This window comes from Leptotrichia sp. OH3620_COT-345, from assembly GCF_003932895.1.
Classification (GTDB): domain Bacteria; phylum Fusobacteriota; class Fusobacteriia; order Fusobacteriales; family Leptotrichiaceae; genus Pseudoleptotrichia.
Genome location: NZ_RQYW01000002.1, coordinates 17,450 through 31,303 on the forward strand (window position 1 = coordinate 17,450; position 13,854 = coordinate 31,303).

Here is a 13,854-nt window from a genome sequence, read left to right on the forward strand (position 1 = left end):
ACTATCAGGATATATCTACTATTCTTTTAATAGCTACCATTTTTGACATAAAGTATCCCTGATTAAGAGGAACAATAACTACTTTATCGCTACTACTGGAAGCATGAATCATTTTTCCGTTTCCAAGATACATTCCTACATGAGAGACGGTATCAGGTCTTTTCGGATCAGTTTCAAAAAATATGAGATCTCCTTTTCTTACAGCTGCAAGGCTTACACTTCTTCCCACCTTTGCTTGATCTCTTGATACTCTCGGAAGTACAATTCCTATAGATGAATACACATTTTTAACAAAAGCTGAACAGTCAAGACCTTTTCTTGTAGTTCCTCCCCACAAATAAGGTATTCCAAGGTAGGTACTTGATTCACTTACCAATTTATTAAGAGCTTTATTAAGCATAACATATTTATTTGATTTTGAACCTGTAAGTTTTAAATTTATATTTAATTTTTCTTTTGTAGATTTTATATTACCGTCTCCTATTTCATAATTACGTGAAGCTGCAGGTATATCAGGATTTTCTCTATTTACAGAGTTACCTGCTTCTACATTCGATTGATTTTTTTCGACTTTTCTGTTTTTTTCCATCGTAAATCTCATTCTGCTGGCAAAAGTAAAAGACGGAATAATCAACATGATAAATAGTATCTTCTTCAAATTTTTCTCCTTTTTCTTTATTTTTTGTAAATATATTATCTGATTTTTTTTATACTTTAATATTTTCCTTTTCAGAATTTTTATTTCTTGAATCTCTATTTATATTCTGACGTATTTGCTCAGAATTTTTCTCAGTATTCATATTCTCGTTTTTTCCTTTCTCTTTTTCATTTTCTTTTTTTCTCATTTTTTCCCTTACAATTTCATTTACTGTTTCTGAATATTTTTCTCCATAACCGGTTACAAAATCTTTAGTAATATTTCTCAAATCGGAAAAATTCATTTTTTTTGTTGCCTTACCAATATCATTTCCTGAATTTCCTGCATTTTCGACATTTTTTACTGCAGCAGAAAGAATATCTCTTCCTCCTTTACTTTCTATACCACTTTCAAGAGGATTTTTTCCACCACTTTTTCCTCCTGCCAGAGAACTGCCTTTGCTGAAAGTATTTCTCAAGAAATTTGCACCTATGAGCATATTAAATCCCCCGTCAATAACTTCAGTAGTAATTGAGCTTCCTTTAATATATGCTGCATTTCCTGCATTGAGAAATTGACCTATTGTCTTTATCTGCATAATAAGACCGTTTACAATAAAAACTCCTATTATCATTCCTATAAGTTTACTCACATCCGAGCTACCGTTTCCATCAAGCCTGTCAATGAGGTTAAAAGCAAAACCCATAAGAGCAAACATAACTATAACGTTCACTATTGCAGCTGTGACTCCTCCTATTGCACCTACTCCTATATTTTTAGTAAATCCAAGAGCCATAAAAATCATAACTACCATTGCAAAACATCCTATAATCAAATAATCTACCAATACTGTCATTATTTCAATTGCCGCTTTTATACATAGCCATAAAAGTACAAATCCTGAAAACAATATAACAATAGGAAGAATATTATTTACTATTCCTTTTACACTGAACATCATTTTTACTCCTGAAACCATAACAGCAAAGGGAACATTAAACAGCTTGGTTAAATAATCAGGAAGATTATATATACTGAAATTTTGCCCTGAAATCATACCTCCGATTTTCATTGCAAGATTAAATAACGGACCTGTATAAAAATTCCAGAAAAATCCGTTTGCAAGTATCATAACAAGTGTCCCCATTACTACAAGCTGAGGAAACATATCTTTCATAACCATTAATATAGTTTTAGAATCTTCAGTATTAGGATTAGTTACTCCTTTAAATATATTAATAAGTATTTCCAAAGTCCCCATAAGCAGAAGAAATACCGCCAAAACATTGGAAAGTACTCGTCCGATCTTATCCGTTATATTTCCTGTAACTTTAAACAGATTCACCACAACTTTACTTCTTATGTCGTATGTGTCTTTTATTTTTCCTATAGGAGATTTTTCATAATTCGGATTATTTACCGAACCGTTACTTCCTCCACCTGACTTCAGTTCTCTCAGTTCATTTGCCATAAATATTACAGCAAGAATTATTTGCCATGGTTTCAGTTTTACTTTTTTCCATGTTGAAGGATTTGTACTCGTATCATTTTCCGAGCTGAGAGATGACGAATTCATTCCTTTAACAGCATTTCCAAGATTATATAAATTCGTACCACTTGCAGCTGAAGACATAATTTTTCCAATATTAAACATAACAGGATCATCATTAGACTGTTTATTCTTATTCTGTATTTCATTATACAAAGCATTCCGAACCTGTGCATTTTTTGCATCCTGAAGAGCATTTGTAGTAGTTGTAGCAAAAAGTCCTATGTTCAGTATAATGAAAATTATTCCTACTATTCTTTTTATATTCATAATCATTCATACCACTAACTTTCATTGGTTTATTCAGTTTGTTTCTCTCAAATCAGCGGTTCATCCACTCCTTTGTTTTAATTTTTTTTATCTGAATATTTAATTTATTATTTTTCACTTTTATTTTTAAATTTATTTTATCATAATAATTAAAATTTTTCCAATTTCGGTAAAAATATAATCAAAGCATTATTATTAATAGGCTTTCATTCATTTTTTACAATAATTTTTTTTGTTTAATATATAATTTTTTTAATTTTTATTTTAACTAATAAAAACTCCTTTTAATTTGAAAAAATAAAATATATTAAAAATAAAACAGAGGATAATTCCTCTGCTTCTAAATTCTCTTCATATTTCTGTAGTCAATTACAAAATTTCCGACTCTTATCTTCAATATTCAAATTTTACAACGTAAAAGTGCTTAAAGTGAGCGTTGTAAAAACATTTTTTTATTTTTACGGTGAACAGGTATTTTCGAGTACCTGTAAAATTTGGATTGAATTATTTCTTTGGCACAACTTTTTTTACAAAAAATTGAAAATATTTTATTAAGTTTTTTCAAAATTATAAGAAATTTTTTAGTCGGCTCTTTTAAAAAAATAACACTCACAAAACCAATAAACTCGGTTTCAGCAACAATATCAATCCAAGTATAATCATCAAAATTCCTCCGAAAAGATTCATCCATTTAGAATATTTTGATGTCAATTGTAATTTATTTACACTTAATAACGCAAAACCGAATACTATAAAATCATCTATCATATACCCTAATATGTAAATAAATGTGTACAAGTGTTTCTGTACAAAAGATATATTGTTTATTTGAAGTATTTTAGTAAAAGTCTGGGGTATTCCTACAGAACAGGCAAACTCTATTACATTTACAGACAGGGCAAGCCCTATTATTCCGAGAACAGTTAAAAATGTGAACGGTTTATCAGCTATATTTCTTATTTTTCCTGAAATTTCAGCCCTCTTTTTAAAATCCGTAACTTCACAGGACAGCTCATTCCCTTTTTTCAAAAAGTTCCTCATGAAAAATATTCCGCCTATTATCCCTATAATTCCGACGGCAGGAGTTATCCATTTGTCAAGACCCACAAAATCCCAAGTATATAACCATACATTAAGTATAAGATAGTACATTACCGCTTCAGCAAATATAAAAAGTCCCGCCACTCTGAACATTTTCACTTTATTTCCCACTGCAACAAGAGCTGTCAAAAATAATACAAGAACCCACATTGCACAGGGATTAAAACCGTCTATCGTTCCTAAAACGGCAGCCATTAACGGCAGTGAATAATTTGACAAATCTATAGTCTTATTTATAAACGGAATATTTACGATAATCTGTTTATTATAAGTCCCGACAGCTCCGGGTACTTCACATACTCCGTCAATTTCACAAACTGCACCATCTTTAGCTACACTGGAAAAGTTGCCTTTTTCCATAAACTCAATTAATGTAGGTATGCTTTCTTTCTTTTTTCCCTTATTAATTTCCTTTACAATTTCTTTCCCTGTTGTATCGGCAGTGTTATAACCTTGTATTACACGCTCATTCACATAAATTATGGGAGTTCCTTTGACTAACTTCAACTTATCGGTAGTCTCATTGAAAAATTTTCTATTTTGAACATCTTTATCAATTTTATACTCTACATATGTAAAGTCATTTCTCTCAGTAGACAACTCTTTCAAAAATTTTTCAAGATTTGCACAATTTTTACAATCTTCTCTCCCAAAATATTCAATTTTTACTTTATCTTCTCCGAAAGACGGAAACCCTGTCCAAAATAGAGTAGTGAATATAATCATTACTCCCGATACCGTTTTAAATTTCCCCATTTTTTTTATAATTGATTTTATCATACATTTCTCCTGACTTTTCTTATTCCTTATAAATGACTACAGTAGAAACTGCATATTCTCTACTATGGGAAATACTTATCTGAATTTTCAGAATTTTTGCCGCTTCTTTTATCCTGTTGTAAAGTGTAACACACGGTTTTCCCAATTCATCATTTAATATCTCCACATCATTTAAGGAAAATCCTCTTACTCCCGTCCCCAAAGCTTTTGAAATAGCCTCTTTTGCAGCAAATCTTCCTGCATAACTGGCATAAGGATTTTTTTTCTTTTCAATGTGTTCTATTTCTTTTAAAGTATACACTTTCCTTCTGAAAGACGGAGTGCTGTTAATCGCTTTCTTTATTCTTTCTATTTCAATAATATCAGTTCCTATCCCATATATTTCCATAATTTCTCCTTTTATGTAAATTTTACATTTACACAGTCAGTTTCAATTTTCCATATTCAAATTATACAACAATAAAAATCTTTTATTTTATATTCCCTGTCATTTTTAAATATATAGAATTTCCGTTGAATAGTTTTTATAATTATTATATTGTAAAAACTCAGTTTACTCTTGAATTTCCCGTTATTTCTTATTTTAATACTTTCTTTATCTGACTGTTTCGATATAGAAAACTAATGTAAAATAAAATCATAATCTATATATTTTCTTTGCATTTTGAGTGGTTTTTTCTATCACCTTTTCAACGGGAATTTCTTTTATACGCGCTATTTCTTCAGCTATATATTTTGTATAAACAGGTTCATTCCTTTTTCCTCTGAAAGGAACAGGAGTTAAATACGGACAGTCTGTTTCCAATACTATTTTATCCAATGAAAGAGCATGTACAAGTTCTTTCGTTTTCCTGTTATTTTTAAAAGTCACCGTTCCACCCACACCTATATAATATCTTTCCAGAAATGGTTTCACAGCCTGAAAAGAACCCGGATAACAATGCAATATACCTCCCACACTAGGAAATTCGCTTAAAACATTCAGTGTATCTTCAAGTGCTTCCCTTGTATGAATTACAACAGGAAGATTCACTTTTTGAGCTAACTTCATCTGTTTTCTGAAACCGTCTTTCTGGATTTCTTTAGGATCTTCCATCCAGTGATAGTCAAGTCCGATTTCACCTATTGCCACAATCTTTTTTTCAGTTAATGCCAATTTTTCAAGCTCTTTTTCAGTATTATCGTTATACTTTTTTATGTCTACAGGATGTACACCTACTACTGCATAAACAAAAGGGTACTTGTGGGCGAGTTCTATACTTTTTCTTGAACTTTCCAAATCAAAGCCTACACTGATAATTCCCTCCATCTGTTCTTTTATATTTTTCATTACAGTATCAAAATCAAGTTGAAATTTTTCATCATATATATGTGTATGTGTATCTATTATTTTCATTTTCCCTCTTTCACAATACATTGTAATCATTGTTATACATATTTCTTTAATCTTGATTAAATCATAATTAAAGAAAGCTTTTTCTTTACATTTTTACTAATAAATATATAAATTATAACAGCTGAAAACACAAAGATATTTTATCTTTTATTATTCAGGATAACTCATATTTTCTTCTTTTAAATTATTTAAAGTTTCTTCAAGATATTTCTTAGCTTCAAAATTCGCCATAGGTAAATTCTGATCCAGATAATTCCCACATTCTATTGCTAATGCTCCGGGTATTTCTCCTCTAAAATCAGCCATAAATATAAATGTTTCTTTCACAAGCTCTTTTATATCCTGTGATTTCAAATTTCCTTTTAAAATAAGATAAAACCCTGTTCTGCATCCCATAGGCCCGAAATATATTATTTTATTTTTCCATTCAGGATGATTTCTTAAAAATGTCGCTCCCAAATGTTCCATTGTATGAAGTTCAGCTATATTAATTACAGGCTCTCTATTAGGAAGTTTCATTCTTATATCAAAACTTGTCAGATAACTTCCGTTTATTTCATCAATTCTCGACACATAAATTCCTCTTTTCAGTTTTACATGATCTACCTGAAAACTTGCTATTTTTTCCATATTTATTCTCCTTTCACGTCTTTTATATATTCCATTATTAATAATCCTATTTTGTCGTTCCTTTTTCCTTAATTTCCCTCTTCTTTTATAGTGTTTTAAATAATAGAAATATAACGAATTTTATTTATCTATCTTTTTATTTTTATGGATGATTCTATAAGCAAATCCAATGTCTGGCTGTAATTATATCCTTTTGATGCTGTACTTTTCGGCAATAAACTTGCAGCCGTCATCCCCGGTAGAGTGTTTACTTCCATAAAATACGGCTTATTTTCTACCACCATAAAATCCACTCTTGCAAATCCTTCACATTTCATTGCATAATAACTGTCTTTTGCAAATTTATCAATTTCTTCCTGTATTTTCTTTTCAAATTCAAATACAAATTCTCTTGCTCCTCCGGTTGAATATTTCGATTTATAGTCAAAATAATCTCCTGCTACAGCCTCTATTTTAAGAGTAGGGTACACTTTTCCGTCAATAACGGGAACACTTATTTCAGTTCCTTTCAACATTTCTTCAATTAATGCTTCTTTATCCATTTCAAATACAAGTTCAAGTGCTTTTTCAAGTTCTTCCTGATTTTCCACAAAACTTACTCCTATACTCGAGCCTCCGGAATTAGGTTTGACAACTACTTTGTTTCCCAGTTTTTCACTTATAAATTTAAAATCTGCCGTTTCTCCCTTTCTTACACTTACTCCCTTTGCCACTCTTACACCATAGGAAGAAACTACTTTTTTCGTCATTTCTTTATCCATACACACTGCACTTGACATAACTCCCGGTCCACTGTAAGCTATTCCCATACTTTCAAGTATAGCCTGTATTCTCCCGTCTTCTCCGAAAGCTCCGTGTAATGCTATATATACAAAGTCTGGATTAATACTTTTCAGTTTTTCAAATACTTCTTTTTCCGAATCTATTACAATATCAAAAATTTCATATTTTTCTTTATTCAAATTTTTTACAATTTCACTTCCTGTATTCAAAGAAACTTCCCTTTCAGTTGATACTCCTCCTCTTATAACTCCTACTTTTAACAATTTTGACATTTTAAACACCCTTTCACATTTTATACATTATTACATATCTTTAAAATCTTCTTTTATAAATATATATTTTCGTCCGCAGAAATGACACTCCACTTCAATTTCTCCTTCTTCTTTAAGAATATGCTCAATTTCTTCTTTTCCTAAAGTTATTATTCCTTTATAAAATTTTTCTTTTGTACAGTTACATTTATATTCAATTGAGCTTTCTTCCAACACTTCATAATCTTCCACATATTTTTTTACATGATTTCCCGATACTTCAGCCTCATCTTCGGCAACCGATATGTCTTCATACAAAAGTTCCACTATTTTTTCAAGGGAAAGTCCACCTATTAGAAGCTCCGTTATGCTCCTTATCTGTTTCAGCTTATCTTCAAGTTTGTCTATAAAACTGTCTTCCACTCCCGGAAGAAGCTGGATAATATATCCTCCCGCCTTTTCCACATCTCCATTGTCTTTCAGTTTAACTCCCAAAGTTACTACTGACTTTATCTGCTCGGAAATCAGGAAATAGTATGCCATTGTATCTGAAATATCTTCTCCATCGAGTTTTGTAAGACCTACAAAAGGTTCTTTCAACCCCATGTCTTTTATTACTTGTAAAGTTCCGTTTCCTATAAATCTTACTTGTCCTGTTTCATCAGTGATAAATTCTTTGTTTTCATTTATTATTTTATGAAATTTCTCTTCGGGATTGCCTGTATAACCTTTTACTTCTCCTTTTTTATTTGCTGTGGCAAGCATAGTTCCATACGGTCCTTCTCCCGATATTCTCAGTGTCAAAAGATCATTTTCTCCTTTTAAGTCTTTTCCCATCATTACTGCCGCTGTAAGAAGTTTCCCAAACAAAGTTGTAGCAACAGGATCCAGATTATGTATTTTTTTTGCCTCTTTAACAATTTCCGTCGTATCACACAAAAAAAATCTCGCACATTTACTTGTTCCTCTTATTAATCTTGATTTTTTCATTATCTTTTCCTTTTCGTTCTATGTATTTATTTAAAAAAGGCACTTTTGACGTGCCTCTATATTTATTTTATTTTTTATCCAACTTAGGCTCGGTAAGCTTCTGATCTTTTCCTGCACCCGGCCCTTCCTGAGGCAGCTGAGTTTCATTTCCCTCTTCAGAATCAATTCCCAAAGTGTTCAAATTTGACAATGTGGTATTTATTTTACCAAATAAAACATCTATATTTTCAGCCGTTACATTTACTTTACTTCCTTCTTTTGTTTTTACAACAATGAATTTCGTAGTATTTTTTTCTTTAGGTACATCATTTGACTCCAATATCTTTTTAAATTCCTCTTCTATAGGAGGAGTTTCACTGTTTTCAGAAAATGTATCTTTAAGAAGTCTCTGAAATATCATCAAAAATACTTTTTCCGTATCGACATTTTCAACTGAAACTGTAACTGCAGAAAAGTCGTCCTGCTTTTCACTGCTGATGATTTCATACTTCATATTTTTAAATAACGTTTCAAAAAATAACTGCTGCATCTTGTTGTTATACTCCAGTTTCAAATCTTTTGTGAAATCTTTATTAGCAGAGTATTTAGATGCTTCTTCAATTTTCTTCTCTCTTACACTGTCTATAAATTTTGATACCACGGCTTCAGGTTTAGAACTGCAGCCGATTACCAGAGTAAATACTAAAATGCCCAATAATATTCTCTTCATTTTATGGCTCCCATCTTATTTCTTATTTTCTTAATTTTACATTATTTAAAATAACAAGTCAAGTAGTTAAATTTGTATAGTAAATCAATATTTGACAATAACTCTCCTACCCAAATATCTTAAACATAAAGGAGGAAAATTCAAATCATATTTTGAATGTATTTCTCCATTTTCTTTCTTTAGCTATATATTTTTCCCATACTTTTTTATATTTATTATATATTTTTTCTGTTCTCCCATTTTTAAAATGTTTTCATACTTTTCACCAAAACCTGTTATTTTCCGAGCAGCTTCTTTCATTCTTGAAGTTTTAATCGGGCATTATAAATTTTTCTTTTTCAAATTTCCTACTTTTATTAACTCCTCAACTTACATATTTGTAAAGTTAATTCCGGCTTCCGGTACGAAATTTTATTTGGTCTCACAACACTTGATATTATCGGTTTTCTTTTCATTAAAATCTATAAATTTTTTCTAAATCAATATTTTAGTGAATATGTTCCATTTTCTGCCTTTATCCGATAAAGCTTTTTCAGGAAAAATCCATTCTAAAATCATATCCCCATTTTTCAGCATTTTTATATCTATTATATGAACTTTTACCGTTGTTACCGAAACTTCATAAGCTATATTGCCTATTTCAGCAATATTCAGTTTAATACCGCTGATTAAATTGGTATCTTTTGTTGCATAAATTATATAAAAAAGTAAATACTCTTTTCCAAGAAAATTTAATACACTACAAATTCTGTTTTCTTTCCATTAAATTCATAACTAGACTTTCCAACTCAACTCCATTTTCCAAACTAAATTATATTTCTTTGTATCAACTTTCAGCTTTATCTCATTATCCATAGGATTACTTAAAAAAATACCGAACTGTTCAGTTGATATGCTGTAAGAAAAATAAGAAAATTCAAGAACAATAATAATACATTTTTCTTAGTTTTTTTCATAATATCTTTTCTATTTTTTGACTTTTTCAGCTTTTCTTTAAATTTTCGATTTCCTTTTCAAGATATTTTATCTTTTTCACCATATCCGGAACTTTTCCCATAGACATTTTTATTCTTAAATCTTCCATATGCTCCCTCAAAGGATACCCCGACATTTTCTTTCCGTCGGAAACGTCATTTGTAACTCCCGATCTTGCAGCGATTACAACATTATTTCCTATTTTCAGATGCCCTGCCACTCCTACCTGACCCGCGAGAATAGTATTATTTCCCACTTCCACACTTCCGGAAATACCTGTCTGCGCTACAATAAAGCAGTTTTCACCAATAATGTCATTATGTGCAATATGGACAAGATTATCAATCTTAGTTCCTTTTTTTATTATCGTATCTCCAATAGTTCCTCTATCTATACATGTATTTGCACCTATTTCAACTTCATCTTCCAAAATAACATTTCCTATCTGTTCTATTTTCACATTATTTCCATTTACTTTAACAAAACCGAAGCCGTCAGAACCTATAACCGCACCGGGCTGAATTATAGACCCGTTTCCTATTTTTGTAAATTCTCTTATTGTCACATTGGAATAAATAATACAGTTATCTCCTATTTCAGCTCCTTCAAATATGGAAACATTAGGATAAATAACGGTGTTTTTTCCTATTTTCACATTATGTCCTATATATGTGTTTATTTTAGACACATTTGCCGTCGGGTCTATTTCCGATGAAATTTCTATCTGTTTTTCAAAAGACTTTATTTTCGGTTTAAAATAATTAAGTAATATCGGCATAAGCTCTCTCGGATTGTTTTTTACAATAATATAAGTTCTGTTCCCAGGAAGCTCTTTCAAAGGAGGAACTATTATTGCTCCTGCATTGCATTTATCAATACTTTTCAACATTTTTTCATCTGCTGCAAAAGTAAGTTCATTTTCTGTAGAATGAAAAAAAGGTGATAATCTGAGAAAACTCAAATTATCGTCTCCTTTTATTTCACCTTTTATTAATGCAGCTACTTCTTTAATATTATACATAAAGATTCCTTCCCGCATATTTTTATATACATTTTTATTAAATTCATTAAAATAAAATTTAATGTTCTGTTAAATCTATCCAATATCGCTGTATGGCAATCCCGTCCTTAATAACTTCGTTTTCCAATACACCGCCGTTTTTGATTATTGATTTTGCAGAGCCGATATTATTTCTGTCACAAGTAAGTAAAACTTTGTATATTTCGAGTTTTCTGCATTCCCGCAAAGCTAATGAAATCATGGCAGTTGCATATCCTTTACGCCTTTCTGTCGGACGGATTCCGTCTGCAATATGTCCGCCTGTATACAGTAACTCCTCTGTTAAGTAATGACGGATATTAACGGCACCGACAAAAATGTTTCTGTCTGTATCCAGACAGAACAGAGTTGTATCAGGAACGCGTCCGTCTGGTGTTTCTTCTTTTATTTCTAGGTTTTCAAGATAATAATCGAAATCATGAAAGTCATTTCGGAAAATCATCCGCGGTGAGTGATTGGTCCTGTTTTCCTCAATATCCTTCTTCCATTCTTCAAGCATATCAAACAGCTGTTCCTTGTATTCATAGGATAATTTTACCAGTTTTATGTTCATCTAAGACCAAATCCTCTCAAATTTTAATTTTTTTATAAAAAATTTAAACTGAAGAATATTTTATAATTTTTTCTTATAACTTAAAATACCGTATTTTAGAATGTCTGACCGAAGCTGAAGTAGAATTTTCCTCCTGTTTTTGTTCCGCCTTTTACTTCAGGGTCAAGAGGCCATCCATAGTCAAATCTTAACGGACCTATAGGAGTATTAAGTCTTAATCCCACTCCCACACCTTTTTTAAGGTCAGCAAAGTTATTAGCATTTTTTCTGTCAGGAGAATATACTTTTTTTCCATTTACTGTAGTAACATTCTGCCATGCATTACCTATATCGAAAAATGCCACTAACTGTATATGTTTATTTATTTGTGTTCTATTTTCCACTGTTGCATGGAATTTATTAAATCCGTCATATTTTCCATAATCGTATCCTCTTAATGTTTCCGCTCCCCCTATGCTGAATCTTAATGCCTCAGGTGTTCCGCTTCCTGTAGATCCCCAGACCACTCTGTATGCCATTACGTTTTTATCTTTAAAGAATGTTCTGTGATATCCTCTTAAATCTGCTTCAAACTGACTATATTTTCTTGAATCTTTTACTAAATCTCCGTATTCATATGCCAATGTCGAATAAATTCCTTTTGTAGGATTAAATGCATTATCTCTCGAATCATATATTAATGACGGTGAAATTGCTATAAGATTATATTTGTCATTAATCTTTTTTGAGCCTAAAATTTCTTTATAATGATCATATCTTAATGAACCTCTTACATATATCTTATCATTTAAACCTTTTCCGATAGTCCATCTTGTTCCTACTTTTCTTACTTTTTCGACTTCATCAGCCACCGCATCGTCATTAGCAGTTTCTTTCCAGTAAATCGCTCCTCCTCCTTGCACCCTTTCAGTTCCTCTGATCCAAGGATCAAAGAGACTTATTTCAAATGTTTTGTCTCCTTTATTGGATGCCTCTATATTAAAAGCCGCTTCCTGCCCTTTCCCCAAGAAATTGGAGTCGGAAAGCTTAATCCCTCCTACAAGCCCCACTGATGTACCATAAGATATACTTCCGTTTATAGTAGTTGTCGGTCTTTCTTCCACAAGAAATTCAACCACTCTTGCATTAGGATCATTTTCTTTGCCGCTTAAAACAGGTTCTATAGAAGTAAATATACCTGTTCTGTAAAGTTCTCTTATTGTAGCTTCTACATTTTTCATCTCAAAAACTTCTCCCGGTTTTACTGACTGGGATCTTTCAAATATATAAGGCTGTGTTCTCAGTTTTGAAGATCTCTCACTCGATCTTTCGTTATCTTTTTTAGATGCCACTTTTTTAAATGAAACTGAATCTACAATTCCTTCAGTAAGTTCAATATTTATATCTCCTGCAGGACTTACCGCTATAGTTTCAATTCTGGCAAGAGAATATCCAGCCTGGTTATAATGTTTTATAATTCCGTTTCTATCAGGATCAAGTAAATTTCCGTTTAAAATTTCCCCTTCTTTTATGCCTAACGCCTTTTTCAGTTCTTCCTGAGTAAATAACGTATTTCCTTTTACCGTTATGCTCTGCACTGTCGGATTTTCTTCTACAAGATATACTACAGAAATCGTATTATCGGTTTTTCTGTCGACTTTAGGCTCAACACTCGAAAAATAACCTGACTGGAAAATTTTTGCAGCTCCATCGATTGCTTCCTGTGGAGTAAAATATTCCCCTTCCTTTACAGGTACATCTTTCAGGAAATCCTGCTTATTAAGAGTCTGTATACCTGATATATCAACACTTGAAACTTTAAATTCCGTTTTTTGATTCAAATCTTCAGCAGACTCTTCCCTTTTAGCAAGTTCTAATGCATTCCCCGCTTCATCCACTTCAATCATAAGATTTACAGTTTCTCCTTCGATTTTCGGATATACATTTACATTTGAAATATAGCTTAATCTTTTTAATGCCAGATATATGTCGCTTAAACTTTTATTTGAATACACTTCTCCTGATCTAACAGGCAATTTTTCCAAAAGAAAGTCTTCAGGTAACTGATTCAAATGTGAAAATTGAATTGTCCCCACTCTTAAATCTTTTCCTTCAGCCATTACTAATCCGCTCATTGATAAAAACAGCGTAGCTGTCACTATTAAAGCGTAAATTTTTCTTTTCATTATTT

At 31.4% G+C, this 13,854-nt stretch carries 12 protein-coding genes; all 12 read right to left on the bottom strand.

What is annotated here, in order from left to right; all coding sequences use genetic code 11:
• Positions 1-4 precede the first annotated feature (4 nt).
• Positions 5-658 carry a C40 family peptidase gene (locus tag EII29_RS01335; protein ID WP_125235750.1) on the bottom strand — a complete coding sequence of 218 codons (654 nt, stop codon included), beginning with the start codon at positions 656-658 and terminating at the stop codon, positions 5-7.
• A 49-nt stretch (positions 659-707) separates the two neighbouring features.
• Entirely contained in the window at positions 708-2,456 is a 1,749-nt protein-coding gene (locus EII29_RS01340) for a hypothetical protein (protein ID WP_125235751.1), read from the bottom strand.
• A gap of 609 nt (positions 2,457-3,065) precedes the next feature.
• Positions 3,066-4,337 carry a glutaredoxin gene (locus tag EII29_RS01345; protein ID WP_125235752.1) on the bottom strand — a complete coding sequence of 424 codons (1,272 nt, stop codon included), beginning with the start codon at positions 4,335-4,337 and terminating at the stop codon, positions 3,066-3,068.
• Positions 4,338-4,356: 19 nt separating this feature from the next.
• The gene (acpS, locus tag EII29_RS01350) at positions 4,357-4,725 is read right to left on the bottom strand and encodes a holo-ACP synthase (protein WP_125235753.1); all 369 of its coding nucleotides are present in this window, start codon (positions 4,723-4,725) and stop codon (positions 4,357-4,359) included.
• Between the two features lie 249 nt (positions 4,726-4,974).
• A complete protein-coding gene (locus EII29_RS01355) occupies positions 4,975-5,733 on the bottom strand; it encodes a TatD family hydrolase (protein ID WP_125235754.1) in 759 nt (252 codons plus the stop codon).
• Between the two features lie 150 nt (positions 5,734-5,883).
• Complete coding sequence (locus tag EII29_RS01360; RefSeq protein ID WP_125235755.1) at positions 5,884-6,363, bottom strand: S-ribosylhomocysteine lyase; 480 nt, start codon at positions 6,361-6,363, stop codon at positions 5,884-5,886.
• A gap of 128 nt (positions 6,364-6,491) precedes the next feature.
• Positions 6,492-7,418: a D-alanine--D-alanine ligase gene (locus EII29_RS01365; protein WP_125235756.1), complete on the bottom strand. Its 927-nt coding sequence runs from the start codon at positions 7,416-7,418 to the stop codon at positions 6,492-6,494.
• A 30-nt stretch (positions 7,419-7,448) separates the two neighbouring features.
• Positions 7,449-8,387: an Hsp33 family molecular chaperone HslO gene (locus EII29_RS01370; protein WP_125235757.1), complete on the bottom strand. Its 939-nt coding sequence runs from the start codon at positions 8,385-8,387 to the stop codon at positions 7,449-7,451.
• 67 nt (positions 8,388-8,454) lie between these two features.
• Complete coding sequence (locus EII29_RS01375) at positions 8,455-9,096, bottom strand: DUF4878 domain-containing protein (RefSeq protein ID WP_125235758.1); 642 nt, start codon at positions 9,094-9,096, stop codon at positions 8,455-8,457.
• Between the two features lie 982 nt (positions 9,097-10,078).
• Positions 10,079-11,092: a UDP-3-O-(3-hydroxymyristoyl)glucosamine N-acyltransferase gene (gene lpxD / locus EII29_RS01380; RefSeq protein WP_125235759.1), complete on the bottom strand. Its 1,014-nt coding sequence runs from the start codon at positions 11,090-11,092 to the stop codon at positions 10,079-10,081.
• A 58-nt stretch (positions 11,093-11,150) separates the two neighbouring features.
• On the bottom strand, positions 11,151-11,573 hold the full coding sequence (locus tag EII29_RS01385; protein WP_233573217.1) for a GNAT family N-acetyltransferase: 423 nt from the start codon (positions 11,571-11,573) through the stop codon (positions 11,151-11,153).
• 206 nt (positions 11,574-11,779) lie between these two features.
• On the bottom strand, positions 11,780-13,849 hold the full coding sequence (locus EII29_RS01390) for an outer membrane protein assembly factor (protein WP_125235761.1): 2,070 nt from the start codon (positions 13,847-13,849) through the stop codon (positions 11,780-11,782).
• Positions 13,850-13,854: the final 5 nt, after the last annotated feature.

Bases quoted from the DNA above. Each gene is read 5' to 3' on its own strand.
- EII29_RS01340 (WP_125235751.1), bottom strand. From the start codon at position 2,456: ATGAATATAAAAAGAATAGTAGGAATAATTTTCATTATACTGAACATA.
- EII29_RS01345 (WP_125235752.1), bottom strand. From the start codon at position 4,337: ATGATAAAATCAATTATAAAAAAAATGGGGAAATTTAAAACGGTATCG.
- acpS (WP_125235753.1), bottom strand. From the start codon at position 4,725: ATGGAAATATATGGGATAGGAACTGATATTATTGAAATAGAAAGAATA.
- EII29_RS01355 (WP_125235754.1), bottom strand. From the start codon at position 5,733: ATGAAAATAATAGATACACATACACATATATATGATGAAAAATTTCAA.
- EII29_RS01360 (WP_125235755.1), bottom strand. From the start codon at position 6,363: ATGGAAAAAATAGCAAGTTTTCAGGTAGATCATGTAAAACTGAAAAGA.
- EII29_RS01365 (WP_125235756.1), bottom strand. From the start codon at position 7,418: ATGTCAAAATTGTTAAAAGTAGGAGTTATAAGAGGAGGAGTATCAACT.
- EII29_RS01370 (WP_125235757.1), bottom strand. From the start codon at position 8,387: ATGAAAAAATCAAGATTAATAAGAGGAACAAGTAAATGTGCGAGATTT.
- EII29_RS01375 (WP_125235758.1), bottom strand. From the start codon at position 9,096: ATGAAGAGAATATTATTGGGCATTTTAGTATTTACTCTGGTAATCGGC.
- lpxD (WP_125235759.1), bottom strand. From the start codon at position 11,092: ATGTATAATATTAAAGAAGTAGCTGCATTAATAAAAGGTGAAATAAAA.
- EII29_RS01385 (WP_233573217.1), bottom strand. From the start codon at position 11,573: ATGATTTTCCGAAATGACTTTCATGATTTCGATTATTATCTTGAAAAC.
- EII29_RS01390 (WP_125235761.1), bottom strand. From the start codon at position 13,849: ATGAAAAGAAAAATTTACGCTTTAATAGTGACAGCTACGCTGTTTTTA.